The following is a 24849-nucleotide window of genomic DNA, read 5'->3' on the forward strand; positions in this document are numbered from 1 at the left end:
AAAGGAGACATAATGATGACTGGAAAACCTATACTTCCGTACGATGAAATCGGCGCGGAACGACTGTCTCAATTAGTGGACGCATTTTATGCACGCGTTGCTAAGCATCCAAAGCTAAAGCCTATTTTTCCTGATGACTTAACAGAAACCGCCAGGAAACAAAAACAGTTTATGACACAATACCTCGGCGGACCCAATATATATTCGGAAGAGCATGGACATCCCAGATTAAAAGCAAGACACAATCCTTTTCCAATAACACCCGAGCGGGCTCAGGCCTGGCTTGAATGCATGAACGAAGCAATGGACGAAATAGGATTGACCGGGAAATTCCGTGAAACCTTCTATAACCGACTGGTCTTGACTGCTCACCACATGGTCAACGAACCCGACAGTGAGGAGGAAATGGTTTGAACAACCTGGACTTGGCAAAAGAGATCTATGACAACCCGAACCCTGTAAAGCCCTTGGAATTATATGTTTTCTTAGATCCCCTTAATGCGGAATGCTGGGAACTTCAATCCGTGATGAGGAAGCTCCAGATCGAATACGGCCATTACTTTTCAATGCGAGTCGTACTCAGTACAAAATTATTCAGCTTGAACAGCCAACAGAAAACGTCTTCGATTGCCACCGATAGCCTTACGCATCCAGTTTTGGCATCAGTAGCAGTCAAAGCGGCCGAATTGCAGGGCAAACGCGCAGGCAATCAATTCCTGCATAAGTTGCAGGAACAGCTCTTTCTGAAGACAAAAGACGTCTCTTCCTATCAGGTGCTGCTGGAAATTGCCGAAGATGCGAATCTCGATCAGGAAGAATTCAAAAAAGATTTTCATTCTGTCCATACTGCAAAAGCTTTCCAATGTGATTTGCAGATTACAAGAGAGATGGAAATCACCGAGGTCCCAAGCATCGTCTTTTTCAATGAATGTATTGAAGATGAAGGCGTCAAAATTTCCGGATTGCATTCATATAATACTTATCTCACTATCCTTCAGGAAATGCTGGGCACTGATACATTGAACAGACAGGCGCCACCGCCGCTTGAACAGTTATTCACCAAATACACAACGATAGCGACAAGAGAAATCGCTTCTATCTATAATATTTCTAATGAGACTGCCGAACGGGAAATGAAAAAACAGATGCTCCAGCAAAAAGTTGAACGCATCTGCCTGCCGGAAGAAACTCTCTGGAAAGTAAAATAAGCACGGCGCCATATTGGCGCCGTGCTTATTTTTTTGAGCAAAAGAAAAACGCCTGCCACGTCCGGCAGGCGTTCTTCAATACACAAAGGGGATGGGAGAAATGTTCACGCTCAAACAAAGGGGTGTATGTTTGTATGTGATTTATTTCACAACCTAACTTTATCACGGAATAATTGTTTATGCAATAATTCACAAGCGAATTCACAAATTTGTCATATAAGTAAGCTTATCGTTAAATATTTAACTATATCAAGATAACTTAAAAACAAGAAGCTCATTGATAATGAGCTTCTTGTTTACAAATTTATTTATTCAATAATAACTTTTCAAGTTCATTCAGTTTTTCCTCAAATACTTTGCAAGCCTCTTCTACCGGAGAAGAAGACGTCATATCGACACCTGCTTTTTTGAGTACTTCGATCGGGTAATCCGAACTTCCAGCTTTAAGGAATTCATTGATGAAACGGTCGACAGCTGGCTGTCCTTCTTCCAGTATGCCTTTGCTTAATGCTGTAGCGGCACTAAAGCCTGTAGCATATTGGAAAACATAATAATTATAGTAGAAATGAGGAATTCTTGCCCATTCCATACCAATCTCTTCATCCACTGCCACATCTTCACCAAAGTATTTTTTATTCAGCTCATAATAGACTTCCGTCAGACGATCAGCTGTCAATGCTTCGCCTTCCTGATCCATTTTGTGGATGGCATGTTCAAATTCCGCAAACATGGTCTGGCGGAATACAGTGCCACGGAAACCGTCAAGCCAGTGGTTAAGCAGATAAATGCGTTCCTGGTCGTCATCAGTAGCTTTCACCATATATTCATTCAGCAAAGCTTCGTTTGTTGTAGAAGCAACTTCAGCGACGAAAATAGAATAATCACCATAGACATAAGGCTGTGACGCGCGTGTATAGTGACTGTGTACGCTGTGGCCGAATTCATGAGCCAAAGTGAAGAGGTTATCGACGTTGTCCTGCCAGTTCATCAGGATATATGGATTTGTTCCATACGCTCCAGAAGAATAAGCTCCGCTCCGCTTCCCTTTGTTCTCCAGAACGTCCACCCATCTGTTCTGTATGCCTTCAGCTACAATGCCTGTATATTCCTCACCAAGTGCAGACAAACCTTTCAGCATGATGTCTGTCGCTTTTTCATAAGGGATCTCCATCTTCACTTCTTTTACCAGCGGTGTATGCATATCCCACATATGAACTTTATCAATGCCAAGTACTTCTTTGCGGAGAGCCGCATAGCGATGCAATAAGTGCAGATTATTATTCACTGTTTCGACCAGATTATCATAGACGCTTTCAGGAATATGGTCGTCCGATAAAGCAGCATGGCGCGCTGAGTCATATTTACGTACCCGTGCGTTGACATTATCACGTTTCACAGTGCCGGCTAATGTCGACGCAAAAGTATTGAGGAATTTGCCGTACGTTGCATATACCGCTTTAAAAGCATCTTCACGGACGCGGCGGTCTTTGCTTTCAAGGAATCGGATATAGTTGCCGTGAGTAATCTGGACCGTTTCTCCGTCTTCATCTTTAATTTCCGGAAATTCCAAATCTGCGTTATTCAACATACCGAATGTTTCGGAAGAAGCGCTGGCGACTTCAGATAATTGGGCAAGCAGGGATTCCTGTTCAGCCGGCAATACATGGGGACGCATGGCATTCAATTCTTCGAGGGCATGTTTGTAAAGTTTGAGCCCCTCGTGTTTTTCCACATAGCCATTTAGAATATCTTCATCAAGCTCCAAAATTTCCGGTGTCAAAAATGACAAGCCTGCAGATATTTTTGCGTATAAAGCCTTGATCCGGCTATCCATAGCCTGATACTTAGAATTGGTGGTGTCCTGATCGTAACGCATATGTGAATATGTATACAACCGTCTTAAACGTTCCGACAATTCATCTTTATAAGTCAGAACTTCAAATAGGGATTCTGCTCCCTCTTTCAATTTCCCTTCGTATGAACTTGCTTTTTCAGCCAGGGCAGCCACTTCTTTAAATTCACTTTCCCACGCTTCATCTGTCGGAAATATATCTTCCAGTTTCCAGGTTAGTTCAACCGGTACTTCTTCACGTTTCAATATTTTATTAGCCATTTCATTTCCTCCTTTGTCCTTCTCTTTCGGGAGTCGAACTACATCTTATTTTCTCAATTTTCGTACGCTTTTGCAATAGATATCATATAATACTTCCCTTTGGTTAACTGATGTCTCTTCAACAGCTTCCATTTGTTTCAGGAACTCCGCATAATCATCTAAAACCTTTAATGCCTGGGCAGTACGATGCTGATTTCGGATTTTTATGATATCGGATGAAAGTATTCCTGCATTTGAGATACCTAGCCTCTGTGCCCTTATCAGCGCCAATTGCCAAATAACAGCATGCTCCATTAAACAGTCAGCACCCATAATCGGTACTCCGACTTTTTTCGGCAGACCACGCATATCCAATCCAAGTTCGTAACAGAGGATCCAGAAATCGTTCTGATAGCGTTTTCTCGCATAAAACTGTGCATTGATGTAATCATTCCGAGATTTTGCAAATACCGTACAAACACTTTCAAATTCTTTTCTCGAAAGCTGTTTGGGAACAGCAAAAGGATAGCTCTGCATTTTCACAGGTAATGAGGCGACTTTTCCCACCCACCTGCTTCCGTTTATATGAAATAAATTAGAAAAATATTGGAATTGTTTAGTTGCAGGATTCAGCAGAAGTAAGTACCTCGAATGATCCTTCTCTAGCAGCATCTCCTTTTGGTATTCTTTAATATTCAGTACCTGTATTTTATTTTCGTGAGATTCTTTGATACCGCCTATCCACGTGAAATGAAGGCCTTGATGTGCATAAGCTGCGGAACGCCTAGAAACCTCTGATGATGCGATGGGGCTGCATTGGAATTCGATTACCGACTTTCGATCAACAAACACATCAGCCCTTTGCCGAATTTCCGGTATATATGTCTCCATGTCAGCCGGTATGTTTTTATCGATGAAGAATTGATGAAGCAAAATTTTACCCTCTAAATGCAACGATGATTCCGGTTCTCCGCTGCCACACGATGATAGCGATTTATGGGCAAAATGGGGAATTTTGATATCGCCAATTTTGAGGAGTACAGTACTTCCACAATCAGGACAATAGAAACGATGCCTTCTCCTCAAATTCATTAACTCAATGCGGCTATGAGGATTAATCAAATAAATTAATTTTCCTTTCTCAGTCCTCGCGGTCAATATCTCTTCCACTCCCCTTTTTCTTAATTATAAAAGCAGCCATTGAATTAAACAATTTAAATTTTCAGTTATTACAGCAAATTTAAATACAATAAATATATCAACACAAAAAACCCCGGAAGATTAAGCTGAGCTTAATCTTCCGGGGCTTATTCACTAGTGCTTAACATTAACCAAAGTAGTGAAGAATATTTGATAATGCGTCTTTTTTAAATATTTCCTTGCCGTATTCTTCGAGACGATGGATCGTAACAGGAGAACTTTGAAGATATTCTGTAAAGACACTCACATGATCTTTGATGTCGTCATCTGAATGCAGGATTTCGTCAAAACTGACATGAAGGAAATATTTCCCTTCAAAATGATAGAGTGCCGTTTCGATTGGAACATACTGCAAACGGCGGGACAATGGAAGCAATTCTTCCACTTCAGATACAACAAAGCTGTATTCCAGGTTTTTAGTATCTGGTTCATTGAAAACAGGCTCAAACTCATCAAATTCAGTAGCAGCTGCTGCTGCTTCATCACTTGAGAACATTTTACGGCGTTCTTCTATATCATCCGGCATATCAAGTTTTTGGCCGTCTTTAGTAAGTTGGGCACGTGTAACCGTTACTTCCAGCCCTTTATCCATTGCCTGGACTTGAATCCAAAGAGGACCTTCCATAACAAAATCAGCTTCTTCATTGACCTCATCCATCATTTCCCAGAAAAGCTCTTCACTTTTATCTCTGTTGAACCATATTTCGTCACGGCTGAACCCACGTTCTTCAACGTCGAGATAGGAAATGTAAAATTTGACTGTGTTATCATTAATGCGTTCTATTTCCATTTTACACCTCTCCTTTCGAATTGGACCAAGAGGATCTTCCTCATAAGCCGTGCGGTGTTGCTTTCCTTATTATAACGCGTTTTAAACTATATGAGAAAGTTATTGCCTATATTCATAAGTCAGGCGACGGATAATTAGTTAAGAGTTTATGCCAAATGCTAATGAATTGCAAGATATAAAACTGAATTAAATATAGAAAAGCTGTCCAAAGATCCATTATGAATTGACATAAAGGCCGGACAGCTTTTAGCTTATTTTCAGTTCACCATTCGTTGAGCTTCAAGCAATTGGTAAGCTCTTACTTTACGAGGTAGGAACCGGCGAATTTCATCTTCGTTATAACCGACTTGCAGTCTTTTTTCGTCCATGATGATCGGCCGGCGCAGTAGCCCAGGATGTTCCTGGATTAACTCGTATAATCTCTGAAGCGGAAGACTTTCCACGTCTACGTTCAGTTTTTGGAATATTTTCGAACGTGTTGAGATAATTTCGTCAGTGCCATCTTCAGTCATGCGTAAAATTTCTTTTATTTCACTGATTGTAAGAGGTTCAGAAAAAATATTGCGTTCTGTATATGGAATATCATGCTCTTCCAACCATGCTTTTGCTTTACGGCAAGATGTGCAACTTGGGGAAGTAAATAGCGTAACCATCATAATTGAACACTTCCTTTCGGATTCGGGGGATTCATTTCTATTATTACTAAATTAGAATGAATATAATTTAAAAGCTTTACATTCATTATACAATATCGGGCTTAAATTGAATATAGAAATCGCATATTAATATAGGAAATGCATAATACTTGTCACAGATTCGCTATATTTAAAGTTTATCTATATCTATACAATATAATTTTACCCGTTTGTTTTAACAGTTAAACCCATAATAAAAATATTTTTATTCTCAATTAGGTTTTTCTTCTTGAAAATAATCCTTACACATAATAGTACGATTTCAACGCTAAAAAGTTTCAAAAAAAAGAAACTGATTTTTAAAATCAGCCCCTTTTTCTTCATTAATTATTTGGTGTGTAATCTACGCCTGGCGAATAAGTGTTGCCGGCATTCCATAATAGAAATTCATCGATGCCGTTGTCGTTTAGTGCCTTGATTTGAGCTTCCACTTCCGCTTTACCATAATTCAGGTAGTTGCCTGCCCCCAAGTATGAAGCTGTAAAATCCTGAAGCCATGGCCGTGAAACAGGCGGGTTCTCAAGTTCGCCAAGTTTCGCATTTTCCACTTTTGAGTATTCCGCCACCAATTTGTAAGGTTCCAAATCGGGTTTCGCAATCCCGAAATATGAAGTCCAATGGCTTGGATAGATCATTGAAGAAATTACATCCACGTTCTCAGAAATCTTCGAGAAGTTTTGGCCGATTCCTGGTGCTTCCGGCAATGTTGCGGAATAGCCGAATATATCAACAGAAACTTCTACATCATAAGGTTCCAATTGTTCGTGGGCATATGCTACAAAATCTGTAACCGCAGCTACACGGCTTTGCACGCCATCGTACTCTTCACTATCGTATTCACCTTTCGAATACTGCAAAGTGTCTGCACGGTTTTCAAATCCTTCAGGAAAACGGACATAATCGAATTGGACTTCCTTGAAGCCTAATTTTGCAGCTTCAATGGCGATGTCAACATTGTAATCCCATACTTCTTTCATATAAGGATTGACGAAAGCTTCCCCTCTCCTATTTTTCCAAACCTGACCGCCCTCTTGGAACGACCACTCCGGCTTACTTTCAGCCAGCGCTGAATCCTTAAATACGACCACACGCGCTATCGGATATATTTCTTCCTGTTCCAAGCGCTCGAGCATAGCACGTGGATCTTTGATATAAGGTTGGCCAATTTCATATTCAGCTAACTTGGAATCTTCTTCAGGTACATAAGTCAGATAACCGAAATCTTCTTTAACATCGATGACCATTGCATTCAAGTCAGTTGAGCCGATCAAGTCAATCAGACTGTCAAAACGGGCTCCCCCAGCAGAATGTCCTGTCACAAATATCCCGCGGACCGCGTCTGGATATTCAAATGTAAGACCGGAATTGTATTTGAACAATTGTGAACTGGATAGAACCTCCGAATTTATTTCAACTGCATTATATGTACGTGTGGTGAAATCCTGTGCATTCTCATCTGCCGCCATTACAGGTACTGTAGCCAGTCCACTAAATAACAAAGCGGTTGCTGCTGCTAACTTCAATTTTTTCATATTCGCCTTAACATCCTCTCAGTTGTCTTTCTTATTTCATTTTATCATCATTTTGACAAATTGAAACAAAAAAATAGCAATACCACGCTGTGGTATTGCTAAATTTTTTATACTTTTAAAGAACCTGCTTTTAAAGCTTCAAACTCACGTTCAGAACAGTCTACGAAATGTCCCGGTGTGATTTCTCTCATGCGGACATCTTCGCCTTCCGCATAATTATGGGAAGCTGGATCATATGATTTACGGACGCGATTGCGCTCGTAATTCGGATCTGGCAGAGGAATTGCCGAGAGCAATGATTGTGTATACGGATGCATCGGATTGTTATAGAGATCTTCAGCTGGTGCAAGTTCCACCATGCGGCCGAAATACATAACAGCGATGCGGTCAGAAATATACTTGACCATTGAAAGGTCATGGGCGATGAATAGGTACGTAAGCCCTTTTTCTTTCTGCAAATCTTTCAACAGGTTAACGACCTGCGCCTGGATCGAAACGTCCAATGCGGAAATCGGCTCATCTGCAATGATGAAATCAGGATCTACTGCCAGTGCGCGGGCAATACCCAAACGCTGTCTTTGTCCACCTGAGAATTCGTGCGGATAACGGTTTGCGTGCTCTTTATTCAATCCAACAGTTTCCAGCAGATCAAAGACCATTCGCTCGCGTTCTTTCGAGTTTTTAGCCAGTCCGTGGATATCGATGCCTTCTGCAATAATATCCATGACTTTCATTCGTTGGTTCAATGAAGCATACGGATCCTGGAAAATCATCTGCATCTTGCGGTTGAATTTCTTCAGGTCTTTTTTGGATTTCTTGCCGTGAACATTTTCACCTTCATACAATACTTCTCCATCAGTTGCATCGTATAAACGGATAATGGAACGTCCGGTTGTGGATTTCCCACAGCCTGATTCTCCAACAAGACCCAAAGTTTCTCCTTTGTAGATGTCAAATGAGATGCCATCGACTGCTTTCACTTCATTGGCTTTACCAACATTGAAATGCTGTTTTAAATTTTTGATTTCTAATAACTTATCAGCCATCAATTTGCGCTCCCTTCATAATAGCGGCTACCAGGGAACTTTTTCATTCTTTCAATAACACTCAACGGCGGCTCAACTTGCGGCGCGTCCGGATGCAATAGCCAAGTCGCAGCCATATGAGTATCAGATATCTTAAAGAATGGAGGATCCATTTCCATATCAATCTTCATCGCATATTCACTGCGCAGAGCAAATGCGTCCCCTTTTGGAGGATCCAAAAGGTCAGGCGGTGTTCCTGGAATAGCATATAGTTTTGCATCTTCAGTATCCAAAGATGGCATTGAACTTAATAGGCCCCATGTGTAAGGATGCTGTGGATTGTAGAATATTTCATCCACTGTTCCAATTTCAACAATTTTGCCTCCATACATTACCGCTACACGATCCGCAACATTCGCTACAACCCCAAGGTCGTGCGTAATGAAGATGATCGAAGTATCGATTTTTTTCTGAAGGTCTTTCATCAGTTCAAGAATTTGAGCCTGAATTGTTACATCTAGAGCTGTTGTAGGCTCATCTGCTATAAGAATCTGCGGATTGCACGCAAGTGAAATCGCGATGACAATACGCTGGCGCTGTCCACCGGAGAATTGGTGCGGATATTGTTTCATCCGCAATTCCGGTTTTGGCATGCCAACAAGACGCAAAAGGTCGATAGCTACTTTACGTGCTTCTGATTTGCTGATTTTTTGGTGCTTCAACAATGGTTCTGTAATTTGGCGGCCGATTGGCATCGTTGGATTCAACGATGTCATCGGATCCTGGAAAATCATCGAAATTTCTTTCCCACGGATTTTCTGCATTTCTTTATCGGACAGTTTTGTCAGGTCTCTTCCTCCGAACAAAATCTCTCCATTTTTAAACTCAGCTGAACTCTCAGGCAATAAACGCATGATGGATTTCGTGGTAACAGATTTACCTGAACCCGACTCACCTACGATTGCCAAAGTCTCACCTTTATATAAATCAAAATTTACACCCCGTATAGCTTTTACTTCCCCGCCAAAAGTGTTAAAGGAAAGTTCGAGGTCTTTAACTTGTAGAATTTTCTCCATCTTCGGCTTTCCTCCTTAATCTTTCATCTTAGGATCGAGGGCATCGCGCAATCCATCACCGATCAAGTTGAATGCGATCATGATTAAACTAAGTACGAATGCCGGGATCGCCAAGATATGCGGCTGATACTGGATTAATTTATAACCGTCGTTAATGAGTGTTCCAAGTGAAGCGTCCGGTGCCTGCAGCCCCAGTCCGATGAAGCTAAGGAATGCTTCAAAGAAAATAGCTCCAGGAATCGTGAACATCGTATTGATGATAATAACACCCAATACGTTAGGCATTAAATGCTTCCAGATAATGCGTCCGTCAGTGGCACCCAATGTGCGGGCAGCCAAAACGAATTCCTGTGTTTTGTATTTAAGCACTTGTCCACGGACAACCCGCGACATACCGGTCCAACCGGTTATGGTCAGTGCTATGATAATGGCCAGAATCCCTGGGTCCATGATCATGATGAATAGGATTACGACAACAAGGTTTGGAATACCTGTCAAAATCTCAACGATACGCTGCATGATATCATCGACTCGTCCGCCGAAGTACCCTGAGATACCGCCGTAAATGACACCGATCAACATATCAATTGCCGCTGCGGCAAATGCGATGAATAACGATACTTGTGTACCTTTCCAAACACGCGAGAACATGTCACGGCCAAGACCATCAGTACCGAACCAATAGTTTTGGTCAACGTTTTTCATTTCATATAAATCCACTTCTTTACCGCCAAGTGTACCAACGCCGTCAAAAATGCCCAGATTTTCAATTACCGGAATTTTAGGCGGAAGGTTTGCGTGTGTAATCGTTTGTGAATTTGGTGAATAAGGGCTGATAACCGGCCCGAGCAATGCCATGATAACAATCAATCCAAACAGGATTAAACTGAAGATAGCACCTTTGTTCTTTTTAAGTCTGCGCCATGCGTCCTGCCAAAAGCTGACACTGGGTTTTGAGATACGTTCTGCCTGCTTAGTGTCTCTTGGTATTCTGTCAAAAGACCCTTGAGGCAATTTATCATAGTTTTGGGTCATTAACTCTTACCTCCTGAAAGACGGATACGAGGATCAATAATACCGTACATAATATCGACAATTAGAATTACTAGGATCAGGAATACTGAGAAGAAGATTGTAGTACCCATGATGATCGAGAAGTCACTAACCATGATTGATTTAACGAACTGTTCGCCGATTCCAGGAATTGCGAAAATTTGCTCTACAACAAGTGACCCCGTCAAAATACCGACAGCCATCGGCCCAAGGACCGTGATCAAAGGAATCAAAGCGTTACGGAATGCGTGCTTGAATGCAATCTCAGAACCGCTCGCACCTTTGGCTTTGGCAAGAGTAATATAATCCGAACCTAATACTTCAATCATTTCAGTTCTGATGAACCTCGCTGCTGTTGCAAGCGGGAACATCGCTAAAGCGATCGATGGAAGGACACTGGACATAAATCCGTCTTTCCACAAAGCAACCGGGAACCAGCCTAATTTCAGGCCCAGGAAGTATTGTAGCATTGACGCAAATACAAAGGATGGAATCGAAATACCGATTATCGCAACAACTGTGCTGGAATAATCAACCCATGTATTTTGCCTCAATGCGGCAATCATTCCTAGTAAAATCCCCAACACCGTACCCAAAAGCATTCCTTGGAAACCAATTTGTGCGGATGGGCCCATACGGCTCAAAATTACATCAGTTACATCTGCGCCTTTAAACTGGTTGATCGAAATACCAAGATCACCTTGTACAAGGCCGAACATATAATTGAAATATTGTACCGGAAGGGGGTCGTCCAGACCGTACCTTGCTTCTACGACTGCCCTTTGTTCTGGAGATAATTTATCTGCGGAAGCGATAGGGGAACCTGGTAGTATCTTCATCAAGAAAAAAGTGAATGTGGCAATCAACGCCAATGTAATCACCATATATATTATCCGTTTGCCAATATATCTTGCCATGTTGCACCTCCGAAATAGAATACTTCTATTATATAAGCTCTGTTTATGTATGAAAACAAAAACTTATTTTTTTCAAATTTAGCAGAAAAGGTGTAATTTTCGGTGAACTTTCCTACATTAGAAAAGAGAGTATATCGAGCTAAAGTAGCGATATACTCTCCATCTATTTGGTTTTAGAACCGTGGCTTCAGATTAAATTATTCTTTACCTGAAATGAATGCCCATTTGTAGCTGTAATCTCCACCGAATGGGTGAGAAATAATGTTTTGTACATATGGTTTTTGAAGAGCCATTGTAGCGCGTTGGTAAATCGGCGCGATAGCAGCGTCTTCTTCAATCAGGATTCTTTCAGCTTCAGCCATAGCTTCCCAGCGAGCTGCAGGATCTTGAGCTAGTTCGCCTTTAGCCTGTTCAACCAAGCTGTCGAATTCTTCGTTAGAATAAGACATCAAGTTGTGTGAAGCTCCAGTTACGAACAAGTCAATGAAAGTCATTGGATCCTGATAGTCAGGGCCCCAACCAGAGTTTTGCATATCATAGTCCTGTGCTTCGTCAAGTTCAAGACGAACGCCAAATGGTACAGCTTTCAAGTTTACAGTCAAACCTTCAAGGTTAGTTTCCATTTGTTCTTTCAAGTAAGCGTCCATTTTACCAGCCAATTCGCTGTCGCCGCCTAATAGTTCAAGAGTTACTTCAGTTTCGCCAATTTCTTCAAGGCCAGTAGCCCAGAATTCTTGTGCTTGTTCTACATCAAAGCCAGTCAAGTCGCCGTTGATTTCACGGAAATCTGCTCCGTCTTCGCCGAATGTGAATTCAGTAGGAACAAGGTAGTTAGCTGGTAGTGAACCGTTAGCCAATACTACTTCAACTAGATCTTGTTTGTTGAAAGCCATAGAAATTGCTTTACGGATGTTTTCGTTTGCAAGTGGTGTTTCTTCACCATTGCGTTCTTGGTTAAATTTCAGGTAGAACAAAGTTGGTTCAAGTTCTTTTACAACTTCTGGATCGTCAGCATATTGCATTGCGAATTCACCAGATAGTCCAGCGCGGTCTTTCTCGCCAGATTGGTAAAGGTTTAGAGCTGTAGATGTTTCTTTAACAACGTCAACGTTGATAGTTTCAAGTTGAACTGCTTCAGCATCCCAGTACTCAGGGTTTTTCTCCATTGACCAAGTCAAGCCAGTGCCATCCCAGTTTGTAAGCATGAATGGACCGTTGTAAAGCAAGTTATCAGAGTTAGAAGCGTAATCGTCGCCAGCTTCAGTAACGAATGCTTCGTTCTGTGGATAGAAAGTTCCGAAAGCCATCAAAGACATGAAGTATGGAGTTGGACGCTCAAGTGTAACCACTAGAGTTTTTTCGTCTTCTGCAACAACACCAAGTTCTGATGGGTCAGCGCCTTCTGATACTTCAGTAGCGCCTGCGATTGTGCCAGCCATCATGTATGGACCATAAGGAGATCCTACTTCAGGGTCTAGCGCGCGTTTCCATGCAAATTCAAAGTCCTGTGCTGTAATCGGTGTACCATCCGACCAATTAGCATCACGCAATTTGAATGTGTAAGTCAAGCCGTCTTCAGATACTTCAGGCTCAGCTTCTGCTAATGCAGGAATTGCAACGTTTTCTTCATTTAAGCGGAATAAACCTTCGTTTACGTTGTTCAAGATGTTGAATGCTACAGAATCTTCAGCGATAGCTGAGTCCATTGATGGAATTTCTGCACCTTCAACTAGGTTAAGTACTTGTTCTGCATCAGGCTCGCCTGCTGGTGCTTCTTCTCCACCTTCATCTGCTGGAGTTTCTTCTGATGGTTCTTCTGGTTCAGTACTTGTATCAGTATCTTCTCCGCCGCCACATGCAGCTAGGAAAATACTAAGAACAAGAACTAGGCCTAGTAGCCAAAATAACTTGCTGTTCTTCACTTAGTTGACCCCCTTAAATTTTCTGAAAAATTGGTACACTGTTAATTATACATATTCTTTTAACCTTGTACAGGCTTTTTTTTATATTTTATCGGTCATTATAATAATAGTGTGACATTTATTACAGAATGAATCGCGTGAATATTACGTTTGTAAGCGTTTTCTTATTAACAAAATTCGTTAATTTTTTTTGATTTTTTTTCCGTTTCCAACTACAATCATCTAGAGGAGAGTGCGAAATTGAAAAAAATACTCATATGGATTTTACTGGTTCAAGCAGTTATTTTCCTGACCATCTTTATACGTCCAGAAGACTTATCTCTTTTGTCCTACATCAATACATCATTTGTCTATGGTGGAATACTAGTTTTCTTCGGTGCTTGGATCTTCGTCGTACAGACAGGCGCTTTCGATATTTTTACGATGAGCATGCGAAAGTTTTATCGCCGTAAAAGTACGCTGGAAGATGATGAAATGCGTCTTCCTTCCGAAGTCATTCCCTTCTCAGCTGCTCCGCTGCTTATAATCGGCATTGTAACGATCCTGATGATGAGCATTTCCTTGCTTGTATACGAATTATAATATTGCAATCCGTTTCTTGCTTATACTATAATAAGAACAATATATCAGGCGTTGAGAAAGAAGAGTAAATGCGTTTCCTTCTATAATAGAGAGTCTGTGGCTGGTGAAAACAGATGTAGGGATGCATTGAATGGGCTTTCGAGCTGAGCGGGTGAAATTGACAGTAGCCCGTTCCGTCATCTTCACGTTATGAAGAAGAGTGGCCGGAAACGGCAACTAGGGTGGTACCACGGAAACACAGCTTCGTCCCTTTGCAGGGATGCTTGCTGTGTTTTTTATTTTGAGGAGGAATTTGGAATGAACAGAATTTTTTCAGGCGTCCAGCCTACCGGAACAGTAACACTCGGAAATTATATCGGAGCGTTTAAACAGTTTACAGAGCTCCAGGAAGAATACGATTGCATTTTTTGCATCGTTGATCAGCACGCAATAACAATGCCGCAGGACCGGCTTGAGCTGCGGAAGAATATCAAAGCTCTTGCTGCGCTATATCTTGCTGTAGGCATTGATCCAGAAAAGGTTACTTTATTTATACAGTCGGAAGTGCCTGCTCACGCTCAGGCCGGTTGGATGCTCCAGTGCATCGCTACGATCGGTGAACTCGAGCGGATGACACAGTATAAAGATAAATCATTGAAGAATGTTTCGGTGTCTGCAGGACTGCTTACCTATCCCCCATTGATGGCTGCGGATATTCTGCTGTATCAAACCAATATCGTCCCAGTCGGCGATGATCAGAAACAGCATATCGAATTGACGCGGGATCTGGCAGAACGTTTCAATAAGAAATACAACGATGTTCTCACCATCCCAGAAATCCGTATTCCGAAGCATGGCGCACGGATCATGTCCTTGCAGGATCCGACTAAGAAAATGAGTAAATCGGATACCAATAAAAAATCCATCATCACATTGCTGGATGATTTGAAAACAATCGAGAAAAAAATCAAAAGTGCCGTAACGGATTCCGAGGGCGTCGTACGTTTCGATCCGGTCAACAAACCTGGTGTTTCAAATCTTCTTACGATAGAAGCAGCGCTGACCGGCTCATCTATAGAAGAATTAACTGCCAAGTACGATGGAGCCGGTTATGGTGACTTTAAAGCTTCTGTAGCCAAAGCCGTCACTGATCACCTGGCGCCTATCCAGGAACGCTACGCACAACTGGTGGAGTCGGATGAACTTGACCGTATTCTGGACGAAGGTGCAGAGAAAGCGGCGCGCCTTGCGAATAAAACGCTTAAGAAAATGGAAAATGCAATGGGTCTTGGCAGAAAATCACGAAAAGCGACTGCGCCCGTTAAGCTCTGAAAGGCATAAGACGATTTGGCGAAGCGGCGTCTTTCAGCCGCATAGCCTCGAAAAGCGGAAGTGCCTTTTCAGCTCTGACAGGTATAAGACGAAGCAGTGAAGTGGCGTCCTTTGCCACGCAGCTGGCTTGTCTTATATCCCGAAGAGCTAGGCACTGGAGACTAGACACAAAGTGGCTTATGACCCGAAGAGCTGGGCTGCTGGAGTCTGGACAAGAAGGCTCCCCTTCCTAAGCACTTTCCATTTTATCAAAGCACAAAAAAAGTTCCGCACATTAAATTGTGCGGAACTTTTAGCTTGTTAAGGAAAAAATGTAAGCAATCGATATTGCACAAAACAGCTTCGCTTTCCTTGGGGCTCGCACTGAGCTAACTCGGTCTCGGTCCCCTTCGCCCGAGTGGATCTCAGCACTTCGCTCGAAACAGAGTTGGACAGCCAACTCTGTTTCTGATCCCTTGGGAGTCTCGCTGTTTTGCTCCATATCTCAGAATCGCTTTCTATAAAGAAGTAGTCTAACTATTTTTGTTTTCCGAGAAATATATTCACATGCTTTTACAGACATAAAATGTAGCAGCAGGCGGCGAAAGACAAAGTTGTGCTCCTGCATCGCTGCGGAATGCGTCCGCCTGTCTCTGCATCGCTTCGCTAGCTTCGAGACATTAAAAGATAAGCAGCGAAATGATTAAAGAAGTTGATGTTTCTCGACAGTGTAAAAGTTCCGCACATTAAATTGTGCGGAACTTTTTTTATCTCAAAGATTTAGGATTCAATGCATCCTTCAATCCTTCACCGATAAAGTTAATGGAAAGAATCGTCAATGTCAGAATTAATGCTGGCGGCATCCAGATCCACGGCTTGCCTTGCAGCACATCCGGTTCATTAGCGGAAGACAGCATGATTCCCCAACTCGGAGTTGCTTGCGGCACTCCGAAGCCGAGATAGCTTAATGCTGATTCAACCACGATCATGCTTGCAAAAATCAATGTTGCCTGAACAATAATCGTCGAAGCTACGTTGGGCAGTAAATGTTTCACAATTACTTTAAACGGTGAACAGCCAATGGACAGAGCGGCCATAATGTATTCATTTTCCTTTTCAGCAAGTACTTTACTGCGTACCAGGCGGGCTACCCCTCCCCAGCTCAACACTCCGATGACTATGATCAACACCCATAAACCATCAACTCTGCCGTAAAGTATCGTGTTCAAGACAATAACAAATACTAAAAAAGGGAACGTCAATACTAAATCAGTGAATCGCATGAGAATATTGTCAACCAGTCCTCCAAAGAATCCTGCGATGGAGCCCACAATAGTTCCCAAAACAATTACCATCAAAGTTGCACTGAACCCGACCAACAGAGAGATTCTGCCACCGTAAAACAGACGAGTCAGGACATCTCTGCCGCTTTTATCCGTCCCAAGGATATGTTCGCCATTGGGCGGTATGTTCATCGATCCGATATTCACTTTTGCAATATCCGGCAGCGGTGATAAATACTGTGCCAGTAAAGGTGCTGCAATGGACAGCAAAGTTACTATAATGATAAACACTGAACTGATCATTGCCAATTTGTTCTTAAAAAACTTTTTTCTAGCAATCTGCCAGGGAGACAAGCTTCGTTCCGGCTTCTTTTGCTGAGTTAAAGTTGTTGATGATGCCATTCTGCTTCCTCCTCAATCCAGGCGGATTCGTGGATCCACGACGCCGTATAATAAATCTGCTATTAAATTTCCGGCTAATGTCAGGAATGACAAAAGCATAGTGAGTGCCATCAATGTCGGATAATCCCGGCTGGTCACCGAATCAAGAAACAGCATACCGATTCCCGGATATGTAAAAATCGATTCAGTAATAATCGCTCCGCCAATCAATGCCGCAAAATCAAATCCTAAAAATGTCACTAAAGGGATGATGGAATTTCTTAAAATATGTACATTATAGATTCTTCTTATTGGCGTTCCCTTGGCGCGAGCTGTACGAACGAAATCTTTCCGTGAATTCTCAATAATATCGTTGCGCAGAAACTGCGTATAAGAAGCTGTCCCCATCGCACCAAGAACAAGTGCTGGTAAGAGAACATGATGTAATTTGCTTATATAATATTCAAAACTGCCTTTTTCAATTAATATATCCACCGATCCGCCAAATGGGAACCAGTTCAAATGGAAAGAAAAGAAATAAATGGCGACTACAGCAGCTACGAATGATGGAATCGCGAGCATGATATAGTTTATCCCCGCAATGGCATTATCCCCTATGGTATAGGGCCTTCTGCCTGAATACATCCCCATTGCAAAAGCCAGGATATACGTGATGACAAGTGACATGACACCCAGTAACAAAGTATTCGGAACTTTTTCCATAATAATATCAAAGACATCTGTTTTATACTTTGTCGATTTACCGAAATCCCCCTGCACAAAGCCAGTAATCCAATTAAAATACTGCACTGGCAGCGGTTCGTTGTAACCCAGTTTTTCTCTCATTTCCTCAATATATTCCGGATTTGTATTCAGTGGATCAATTTCTCCGCTCAGGGAATCCCCCGGCATTAATTTTGCCAATGAAAATACTACGATGGAAATAAGGATGAGCATAGGGATCGTTCCGAGCAATCTTTTAATCGTATATTTAAGCATTTATACTCTCCTTGTCTGTTAAGTTCTCTGTTGCCGCTCTCCGGCACGGTAAGAGTTATTTGCTTTCAAACGTCCCTTACCGTGCATAAGAGCTTCATATAATTTTTCAACGATGGGCAGCTAATGCCAGCCCATCGTTGAAGGTTTCTTACCTGTATTATTCTGTTACAAACCATTCAGCAGGATTGTTTTGACCAGATACGTCATATTCAACTCCGCCTACACGATTGTTCAAAGCAACGATTTCTTCAAGTTCAGCAATATAAAGCATTGGCAAGTCTTCGTTTACAATCTTCTGCCATTCAATGTACAATTCAGCACGTTTTGCTTGGTCTGTTCCAACGACTTCAATGTCAAGAGCGTCGTCAAGCAATTTATCGGCTTCAGGATTGTTGTAACGTGGGTAGTTCCAAAGCTGATCGGCTTTCCATAAACCTGAAGGATCCGGATCTGCTCCAGTTCCCCAGCCGCCAAAGAATGTTTCGATTGCTGGATCATCTTTTTCAATCATGTCATAGTACAAGTTAACTTCTACCATTTCAAGTTCTGACTGAAGTCCTACTTCCTCGAAATATTGAGTGATTGCTTGTGCGCGTGATTCGAATGTAGGGTTTCCAGTAGCATAATGTGAGAATTTAACGATAAACTCATCACCATTTGGATCTTCACGGAAACCATCTCCGTTTTGGTCTACATAACCTGCTTCATCAAGCAAAGTTTTTGCTTTTTCAGGATCGTATTCGTAAGTGTTCAATTCGCTGTTATCAGCAGCATTCCAGTGAGAGCTTGGTACTGGAGCGTTTACTACGTTTGCGTAGCCGAAGAAGAATGCATCAACCCACTCTTGGCGGTTCAGTGCATACATCATCGCCTGACGAAGCTGCTTGTCCTGATATTTAGGGTTTTCTTCTACAATTGTTTGTGAATCGTTGTCAAATTTACCTAGTTTGAATCCTACATAATAGTAAGACAGTCCAGGGTAAGTGATGATTTCAACATTTTCCAAAGGTTCTACTTCTGGACCAGAAACCGGCTGAAGGGAAAGCATGTCAACATCGCCATTTTGCAATGCGCCAACAACAGAAGAGTTGTCGATAACACGGACTACGATTTTGTCTAAGTTGACGTCGCCATTCCAGTAATCTTCATTTTTAGAAAGTTCTACAGATTCTCCGGCTACAATGTTTTCAATTTTGAATGGCCCAATTCCAATTGGAGTAGAACGAACCCATTCAGATCCTGACATTTCAGCAACTGGCACATCGCCCATTACTGATTCAGGAAGTGCATATACCCAAAGGTTTGTTAAGTTGTTTACACGCGCCTCATCGAAAGTGATTTTGATTTCATAATCACTTACAACTTCAATCCCTGAAATAGTGTCAGCTTCACCGTTACGGAAAGCTTCTGCTCCTTCAATAGTTTGAACATTCGTGTAACGTGGACCATCATAATCTTTGTTTGCAATTGTTTCTAGTGCGAATACCCAGTCATTAACTGTCAGTTCTTCGCCGTTATGCCATTTAACACCTTCTTGGAATGTGAAAGTAAAGGCTTTATTGTCTTCAGTTTCCCACGAAGCTACGTTAGGAATTGGTTCCAGGTTTTCGTTATAAGTAATTAATGGCTCATCGTAAAGATCAATTACTTCGGCATCCGTTGCGATACCGTAAAAAGCAGATGAGAATAATCCTTCTGGTGGAGCGTCAATACCGTACACCAAAGTTCCGCCTGCTTGAGGCTCTCCTTCAGCAGTGCCTTCTGATTCTGTTTCTGTTTCTGTTTCTTCTTTTTTGTCTGCATCATCCGAGGACGACCCGCTATCATCTCCGCCGCATGCTGCAAGGAACGCAGACAGGACAAGAATCAAAGCGAAAAGCCATAATAACGATTTGTTCTTTTTCATGATTTTCCCCCTACTGTTTTTTTTTGATCAATACAAGACGCAAGCAACGTGATGGCCAGGCCGCACTTCTTTCAATGGAGGCTTCTCTTTCGAACAGACTTCCATTGCCATCGGACAGCGCGTATGGAACGGGCAGCCGGTTGGCGGATTTTGCGGACTTGGAACATCTCCTTCAAGCACAATCCGTTCTTTCTTGATCGCCGTATTTGGTTCAGGGATCGCAGAAATCAGGGCTTGTGTATAAGGATGCAGCGGCTCCTTGTATAAATCTCTATTTGAAGCAACCTCGACAAGATTGCCCAAATACATAACACCAATTCGATCGCTCATATGTTTTACGACGCTGAGATCATGCGCGATAAACAAGTAAGTGAGATCGAATTCAATCTGCAATTCCTTAAGCAGATTCAAAACTTGTGACTGAACAGAAACATCCAGTGCCGAAACCGGCTCATCTGCCACAATCAATTTTGGATTCAACGCGAGTGCACGGGCTATCCCAATGCGTTGACGCTGGCCGCCTGAGAATTCATGGGCGTATTTATAATATGCCGCTTCCGGCAGTCCAACCTTGGATAATAAAGATTTAATTTCCTGCTCCAACTCTTTCTTATTGCGCTTCTCATAATTGAGAATCGGTTCAGCGATTATGTCGCCGACCATCTGCGTCGGATTGAGAGAAGCATATGGATCCTGGAAAACCATCTGGAAATCACGGCGGGCCTTTTGAAGCTTCGACCCCGAAATTTTCGTGATTTCTTTTCCTTCAAAAAGGATTTGGCCGTCTGTCGGTTTCAACAATCGGAGAATGGTTCTTCCCGTTGTCGACTTGCCGCATCCGGATTCACCAACAAGACCGAGTGTCTCGCCTTTACGAATGGTGAATGAAACATCATCTACGGCTTTAACATGTCCAATGGTCCTTTTGAAAAAACCGCCTCTTACTGGATAATAGGTTTTAAGATTCTGGACTTCGAGAAGCACGTCCCGATTCTCGAGGCTGTCGATTCTATCTTGTATAAAGTCTCTAGTTGTCATGCCATGGACGCTCCTTCTCTATGAGGTTTTGTGCCTTCTGGCCAGCTCTCGTCATAGAGCAGACATGCCGCTTCATGATGTGAAGCTACTTCTCCGAGTTTAGGAGTCACTGTCAAGCATTCGGGCATTGCCGATGGGCAGCGGTTCGCGAAACGGCAGCCAACTTCAGGCATGTTCATTACTGAAGGCACCAGGCCGTCAATTGTTGCCAGAACTTCAACATCTTCATCCATTCTCGGTATTGCCTTCATCAGCAGGTCAGTATAAGGGTGTTTCGGGTTATTAAACAGCTCATCCACTGTAGCTTTTTCCACGATTTTCCCTGCATACATGACCAGAACCTCATCACAAATTTCGGCTACAACACCCAAATCGTGAGTGATTAAAATTATCGCCATATCGTTCGCTTCCTGTATGCCTTTCAGCAAATCAAGAATCTGAGCCTGTACCGTTACATCAAGTGCGGTAGTCGGTTCATCCGCAATCAGAAGTTTGGGCTGGCAGGCAATGGCCATTGCGATCATAACGCGCTGTCTCATTCCGCCGGATAATTGGTGGGGATATTCATCCACAATTTTATCCGCACGGGGTATGCCTACACTTTTCAGCAATGACACTGAACGGAGACGGGCTTCTTTTTTCGATATTTTTTCATGATTCAAAATGACTTCTTCTATTTGATAGCCGATAGTGAAAACTGGGTTCAAGGAAGTCATCGGTTCCTGAAAGATCATCGATATATCTTTTCCTCGTATATTGTTCATTTTTTTATCAGATAGTTTGGAAATGTTCTCTCCTTCAAATTTCACTTCGCCACCGCGGATTTTTCCGATTCCAGTAGGCAATAGCTGCATAATTGACAGTGACATTACACTCTTTCCGCAACCCGACTCTCCCACAACTCCGACTATTTGCTTGCGTTTAACTTCAAACGACACTCCTTCAACAGCGTTAAAGAAGTCGCCGTCAATTTTAAAGCCGGTTTGAAGGTTCTCAACCTGCAAAAGCGGTGTCTGTGTAAATGATGTATTTTTAGCTGACATGCGAACACCTCAAAATTCTTTTTTTTCTGTTAATTCAACTTTTATAAAGTTTATTACAAAAACATTACATAATCAATCTCTTTTTTGTAATTTAAAAAATTTTTTGTCAATTCCGAATCAGAAAAGGGAATATTTCCTTATTACTACGGGGTTTTCCAGTTTAAATAAAATTATTTTTTATTCCATGAAAAGTTTTAAAGAATAAAAAAAACACCCTGCCATAAACTGCAGGGGGTCATTTCATTATTCATATTTTTTGAATACCAGTGAAGCGTTATGTCCCCCGAAACCTAATGAGTTGCTCATGGCATACGTGAAATCCGCTTTTCTGGCTTCATTCGGAACGTAATCCAAATCACATTCTTCGTCAGGTGTACTGTAATTGATCGTCGGCGGCATGACGCCTTCTTTCAGCGCCAACGCTGTGAAGATGGCTTCAATGCCTCCCGCTGCTCCAAGTAAATGGCCGGTCATCGATTTTGTCGAACTCATGCCCAGCTTATAGGCATGCTCGCCAAATACTGTTTTTACCGCCATTGTCTCAAACAAATCATTATAAGGTGTGCTTGTCCCGTGTGCATTGATATAACCGATTGCCGTTTTCTCAACGCCTCCGTCAGCTATTGCCTGGTCCATCGCACGTGCCGCGCCTTCTCCGCCTGGCGCTGGTGCAGTAATATGGTGGGCGTCGCCAGTCGAACCGTAACCGACGATTTCAGCATAGATTTTCGCTCCGCGTGCTTTTGCCTGTTCATATTCTTCCAGAATTACGATGCCCGCTCCTTCACCGACGACGAAACCATCACGGTTTTTATCAAACGGCCGTGAAGCGGTATTGATATCCGTATTTGTCGTCAATGCGGTATTGGCTGTGAAACCGGCAACTGATAATTGTGTGATCGGCGCTTCTGCTCCGCCTGAAATCATTGCATCCGCATCACCGCGCTGAATTACACGGAATGCGTCTCCAATCGAGTTGGTTCCGGAAGCACAGGCTGTCACCGAACAGGAATTGATGCCTTTTGCACCAAAATAAATCGATACTTGCCCGGAAGCCATGTCCGGAATAATCATCGGGATTAAAAATGGGCTGATCCGGCGGACGCCTCTTGTATTCAAAACATTCATCTGATTTTCAATAGTTTCCATGCCGCCGATGCCTGAACCAATCCAGACACCCGTGCGCAATGCCGATTTTTCATCAAGTTCCAAGCCGGAATCCTTCATTGCCATAATAGATGCTGCAAGCGCATAATGCGTAAAGCGATCCATTTTCCGGGCTTCTTTTTTCTCGATGTAATCTTCAATAGAAAAATCTTTTATTTCAGCTGCAATTTTGGCACTGTAATCGTCAGGATTAAGCCGCGTCAACGGACCGACACCTGATTTGCCCTCTTTTATAGCTTCCCATGTTGTTTCAATATTATTTCCAAGCGGTGTAACCGCTCCAATTCCAGTTATAACTACACGACGATTCGCCATTCTGATCTGTCCTTTCGCATTCCTGATTATTTGCCCCATCGCATTGCAATGGCGCCCCAAGTCAATCCCCCGCCAAATCCGACCATCACTACCACATCATCCTCTTTGATTCTTCCCTCTTCGACATCTTCAACCAATGAAATCGGGATGGAAGCAGCTGAGGTATTGCCGTATTTGTGAATCGTTTTGGACATTTTTTCAACAGGCAATTCCAAACGCTGCCTGGAGGCTTCCATTATACGAATATTAGCCTGATGTGGTATTAAAAAGTCGACATCTTCTTTTACAAGTCCCGCTTTTTCAATTACGTTTTCCGCTGATTCGCCCATTTGGCGCACAGCGAATTTAAAAACTTCCCGTCCGTTCATGACGAGATAATCGTCCTGATACAGATGTTTGCCGCCGCTTCCATCGGCGCCAAGCTCAAATGACAAGATGCCTCTGCCTTCCGAAACTTTGCCCATGACAGCCGCGCCAGCTCCATCTCCGAAAAGAACCGCTGTATTTCGGTCTTCCCAATTCGTGATTTTCGAGAGCTTTTCAACTCCCACCACCAACACATATTTATAAACATCCGAATCGATGAATTGTTTAGCTGTAATCATGCCATACATAAATCCTGCACAAGCCGCCGAAATATCCATTGCCGCTGCATTTACCGCACCGATTTCCTGTTGGATTACACAGGACATGGAAGGGAACGGCTGATCTCCTGTGACAGTCGCCACCAATATCAATCCGATTTCTTTTGGATCGATACCAGCCTCTTCTATAGCTTTCTGCGCAGCTTCACGCGCCATATGTGATGTATCCTGTTCGTCTCCTGCAATACGGCGTTCTTCAATTCCCGTCATGGTCCGGATCCATTCATCAGAGGTATCCATCCGCTGTTCCAGTTCGAAATTCGTCAATATGGTTTCCGGTAGGCAACGGCCAATTCCCAATATGCCAGCATTCATATATTTCCCCTCATTTCAACTTGCTTTAAATGTTTAGTACCTGGTGTTAATAATACGTCATTGAAAAGATTTATTCAAGTTGCTGACATATTTCCGACAAAATCTTTCAAGAATGATGAAACTTTCTTTCTGCAAAGCGGAAGCTATGCTATTATTAAGCTAGACATTTTATGCAGAGGTGAAACAGATGCAATTTATCGGAACTTTATTCTGGTCAGCTTTATTGATCACAACACTAAACTACGTTGTAAGTGCTGTTCAGAACGTAGACTTTAACTTTATGTCGGGAATCTACATGTCACTTGTTGTTTCCGTTCTAATTTTCATCATTGGTTCAATCATTCCTGAATCACCGGCACCAGAGAAACACTGATAC

22 protein-coding genes and 1 other annotated feature are annotated in these 24849 nt (G+C 42.5%); of the genes, 5 read left to right on the forward strand and 17 right to left on the reverse strand.

Annotated elements, in window-relative coordinates; translation table 11 throughout:
• Nucleotides 1–15 precede the first annotated feature (15 nt).
• Together AC2Q9J_RS03190 and AC2Q9J_RS03195 are read left to right on the forward strand one after the other, a co-directional pair.
• Nucleotides 16–414, forward strand: coding sequence for a globin family protein (locus AC2Q9J_RS03190; RefSeq protein ID WP_499037110.1), 399 nt, complete (start codon nt 16–18; stop codon nt 412–414).
• Entirely contained in the window at nt 411–1208 is a 798-nt protein-coding gene (locus AC2Q9J_RS03195) for a ClpXP adapter SpxH family protein (protein WP_499037111.1), read from the forward strand. The genes AC2Q9J_RS03190 and AC2Q9J_RS03195 overlap by 4 nt, the downstream gene beginning before the upstream one ends.
• 304 nt (nt 1209–1512) lie before the next feature.
• On the opposite strand, the gene pepF is transcribed toward AC2Q9J_RS03195, so the two are convergent.
• The 10 genes from pepF to AC2Q9J_RS03245 form a co-directional block, all read right to left on the reverse strand.
• On the reverse strand, nt 1513–3321 hold the full coding sequence (gene pepF, locus AC2Q9J_RS03200; protein ID WP_499037113.1) for an oligoendopeptidase F: 1809 nt from the start codon (nt 3319–3321) through the stop codon (nt 1513–1515).
• A gap of 45 nt (nt 3322–3366) precedes the next feature.
• Entirely contained in the window at nt 3367–4470 is a 1104-nt protein-coding gene (locus AC2Q9J_RS03205) for a competence protein CoiA (protein ID WP_499037114.1), read from the reverse strand.
• 157 nt (nt 4471–4627) lie between these two features.
• Nucleotides 4628–5290 (reverse strand): adaptor protein MecA, encoded by a 663-nt coding sequence (gene mecA, locus AC2Q9J_RS03210; RefSeq protein ID WP_499037116.1) that lies wholly within the window; start codon nt 5288–5290, stop codon nt 4628–4630.
• 257 nt (nt 5291–5547) lie between these two features.
• Nucleotides 5548–5943 (reverse strand): transcriptional regulator SpxA, encoded by a 396-nt coding sequence (spxA, locus tag AC2Q9J_RS03215; protein WP_008429739.1) that lies wholly within the window; start codon nt 5941–5943, stop codon nt 5548–5550.
• A 365-nt stretch (nt 5944–6308) separates the two neighbouring features.
• A complete protein-coding gene (locus tag AC2Q9J_RS03220) occupies nt 6309–7517 on the reverse strand; it encodes a putative glycoside hydrolase (RefSeq protein ID WP_499037118.1) in 1209 nt (402 codons plus the stop codon).
• A gap of 107 nt (nt 7518–7624) precedes the next feature.
• Complete coding sequence (locus AC2Q9J_RS03225) at nt 7625–8563, reverse strand: ABC transporter ATP-binding protein (RefSeq protein WP_499037119.1); 939 nt, start codon at nt 8561–8563, stop codon at nt 7625–7627.
• Nucleotides 8563–9618: an ABC transporter ATP-binding protein gene (locus tag AC2Q9J_RS03230; protein ID WP_499037121.1), complete on the reverse strand. Its 1056-nt coding sequence runs from the start codon at nt 9616–9618 to the stop codon at nt 8563–8565. Before AC2Q9J_RS03230 ends, AC2Q9J_RS03225 begins: the two co-directional genes overlap by 1 nt.
• 15 nt (nt 9619–9633) lie before the next feature.
• A complete protein-coding gene (gene opp3C / locus AC2Q9J_RS03235; RefSeq protein WP_499037123.1) occupies nt 9634–10653 on the reverse strand; it encodes an oligopeptide ABC transporter permease in 1020 nt (339 codons plus the stop codon).
• Complete coding sequence (opp3b, locus tag AC2Q9J_RS03240; RefSeq protein ID WP_499037125.1) at nt 10653–11588, reverse strand: oligopeptide ABC transporter permease; 936 nt, start codon at nt 11586–11588, stop codon at nt 10653–10655. The genes opp3C and opp3b overlap by 1 nt, the downstream gene beginning before the upstream one ends.
• A gap of 197 nt (nt 11589–11785) precedes the next feature.
• Complete coding sequence (locus AC2Q9J_RS03245) at nt 11786–13510, reverse strand: peptide ABC transporter substrate-binding protein (protein ID WP_499037127.1); 1725 nt, start codon at nt 13508–13510, stop codon at nt 11786–11788.
• A 240-nt stretch (nt 13511–13750) separates the two neighbouring features.
• Here AC2Q9J_RS03245 and AC2Q9J_RS03250 point away from each other — a divergent pair, with 240 nt between their 5' ends.
• The gene (locus AC2Q9J_RS03250) at nt 13751–14092 is read left to right on the forward strand and encodes a DUF3899 domain-containing protein (RefSeq protein ID WP_499037128.1); all 342 of its coding nucleotides are present in this window, start codon (nt 13751–13753) and stop codon (nt 14090–14092) included.
• 42 nt (nt 14093–14134) lie between these two features.
• Nucleotides 14135–14346 (forward strand) — a binding site (T-box leader).
• Between the two features lie 43 nt (nt 14347–14389).
• Entirely contained in the window at nt 14390–15403 is a 1014-nt protein-coding gene (gene trpS, locus AC2Q9J_RS03255) for a tryptophan--tRNA ligase (RefSeq protein WP_499037130.1), read from the forward strand.
• A gap of 746 nt (nt 15404–16149) precedes the next feature.
• On the opposite strand, the gene opp4C is transcribed toward trpS, so the two are convergent.
• The 7 genes from opp4C to AC2Q9J_RS03290 form a co-directional block, all read right to left on the reverse strand.
• Nucleotides 16150–17067, reverse strand: coding sequence for an oligopeptide ABC transporter permease (gene opp4C, locus AC2Q9J_RS03260; RefSeq protein WP_499037131.1), 918 nt, complete (start codon nt 17065–17067; stop codon nt 16150–16152).
• Between the two features lie 12 nt (nt 17068–17079).
• Nucleotides 17080–18045 (reverse strand): oligopeptide ABC transporter permease, encoded by a 966-nt coding sequence (gene opp4B / locus AC2Q9J_RS03265; protein WP_499037133.1) that lies wholly within the window; start codon nt 18043–18045, stop codon nt 17080–17082.
• 157 nt (nt 18046–18202) lie between these two features.
• Nucleotides 18203–19951: an oligopeptide ABC transporter substrate-binding protein gene (gene opp4A, locus AC2Q9J_RS03270; protein WP_499037135.1), complete on the reverse strand. Its 1749-nt coding sequence runs from the start codon at nt 19949–19951 to the stop codon at nt 18203–18205.
• A 27-nt stretch (nt 19952–19978) separates the two neighbouring features.
• Complete coding sequence (locus tag AC2Q9J_RS03275; protein ID WP_499037137.1) at nt 19979–20989, reverse strand: ABC transporter ATP-binding protein; 1011 nt, start codon at nt 20987–20989, stop codon at nt 19979–19981.
• The gene (locus tag AC2Q9J_RS03280; RefSeq protein ID WP_499037139.1) at nt 20986–22032 is read right to left on the reverse strand and encodes an ABC transporter ATP-binding protein; all 1047 of its coding nucleotides are present in this window, start codon (nt 22030–22032) and stop codon (nt 20986–20988) included. Before AC2Q9J_RS03280 ends, AC2Q9J_RS03275 begins: the two co-directional genes overlap by 4 nt.
• A 243-nt stretch (nt 22033–22275) precedes the next feature.
• Nucleotides 22276–23514 (reverse strand): beta-ketoacyl-ACP synthase II, encoded by a 1239-nt coding sequence (gene fabF / locus AC2Q9J_RS03285; RefSeq protein WP_499037141.1) that lies wholly within the window; start codon nt 23512–23514, stop codon nt 22276–22278.
• Nucleotides 23515–23540: 26 nt separating this feature from the next.
• Entirely contained in the window at nt 23541–24473 is a 933-nt protein-coding gene (locus AC2Q9J_RS03290) for a beta-ketoacyl-ACP synthase III (RefSeq protein WP_499037143.1), read from the reverse strand.
• A gap of 187 nt (nt 24474–24660) precedes the next feature.
• Here AC2Q9J_RS03290 and AC2Q9J_RS03295 point away from each other — a divergent pair, with 187 nt between their 5' ends.
• The gene (locus tag AC2Q9J_RS03295) at nt 24661–24846 is read left to right on the forward strand and encodes a YjzD family protein (protein WP_084244704.1); all 186 of its coding nucleotides are present in this window, start codon (nt 24661–24663) and stop codon (nt 24844–24846) included.
• Nucleotides 24847–24849: the final 3 nt, after the last annotated feature.

This window comes from Planococcus sp. RAB007_Raresut (genome assembly GCF_057369535.1).

What these genes read in the sequence shown, in the direction of transcription:
- AC2Q9J_RS03190 (WP_499037110.1), top strand. Translation starts at nt 16, where the DNA reads ATGACTGGAAAACCTATACTTCCGTACGATGAAATCGGCGCGGAACGA.
- opp4B (WP_499037133.1), bottom strand. Translation starts at nt 18,045, where the DNA reads ATGCTTAAATATACGATTAAAAGATTGCTCGGAACGATCCCTATGCTC.
- AC2Q9J_RS03220 (WP_499037118.1), bottom strand. Translation starts at nt 7,517, where the DNA reads ATGAAAAAATTGAAGTTAGCAGCAGCAACCGCTTTGTTATTTAGTGGA.
- AC2Q9J_RS03225 (WP_499037119.1), bottom strand. Translation starts at nt 8,563, where the DNA reads ATGGCTGATAAGTTATTAGAAATCAAAAATTTAAAACAGCATTTCAAT.
- AC2Q9J_RS03280 (WP_499037139.1), bottom strand. Translation starts at nt 22,032, where the DNA reads ATGTCAGCTAAAAATACATCATTTACACAGACACCGCTTTTGCAGGTT.
- opp3b (WP_499037125.1), bottom strand. Translation starts at nt 11,588, where the DNA reads ATGGCAAGATATATTGGCAAACGGATAATATATATGGTGATTACATTG.
- opp4C (WP_499037131.1), bottom strand. Translation starts at nt 17,067, where the DNA reads ATGGCATCATCAACAACTTTAACTCAGCAAAAGAAGCCGGAACGAAGC.
- AC2Q9J_RS03295 (WP_084244704.1), top strand. Translation starts at nt 24,661, where the DNA reads ATGCAATTTATCGGAACTTTATTCTGGTCAGCTTTATTGATCACAACA.
- fabF (WP_499037141.1), bottom strand. Translation starts at nt 23,514, where the DNA reads ATGGCGAATCGTCGTGTAGTTATAACTGGAATTGGAGCGGTTACACCG.
- trpS (WP_499037130.1), top strand. Translation starts at nt 14,390, where the DNA reads ATGAACAGAATTTTTTCAGGCGTCCAGCCTACCGGAACAGTAACACTC.
- AC2Q9J_RS03275 (WP_499037137.1), bottom strand. Translation starts at nt 20,989, where the DNA reads ATGACAACTAGAGACTTTATACAAGATAGAATCGACAGCCTCGAGAAT.
- AC2Q9J_RS03290 (WP_499037143.1), bottom strand. Translation starts at nt 24,473, where the DNA reads ATGAATGCTGGCATATTGGGAATTGGCCGTTGCCTACCGGAAACCATA.
- opp4A (WP_499037135.1), bottom strand. Translation starts at nt 19,951, where the DNA reads ATGAAAAAGAACAAATCGTTATTATGGCTTTTCGCTTTGATTCTTGTC.
- pepF (WP_499037113.1), bottom strand. Translation starts at nt 3,321, where the DNA reads ATGGCTAATAAAATATTGAAACGTGAAGAAGTACCGGTTGAACTAACC.
- spxA (WP_008429739.1), bottom strand. Translation starts at nt 5,943, where the DNA reads ATGGTTACGCTATTTACTTCCCCAAGTTGCACATCTTGCCGTAAAGCA.
- mecA (WP_499037116.1), bottom strand. Translation starts at nt 5,290, where the DNA reads ATGGAAATAGAACGCATTAATGATAACACAGTCAAATTTTACATTTCC.
- opp3C (WP_499037123.1), bottom strand. Translation starts at nt 10,653, where the DNA reads ATGACCCAAAACTATGATAAATTGCCTCAAGGGTCTTTTGACAGAATA.
- AC2Q9J_RS03230 (WP_499037121.1), bottom strand. Translation starts at nt 9,618, where the DNA reads ATGGAGAAAATTCTACAAGTTAAAGACCTCGAACTTTCCTTTAACACT.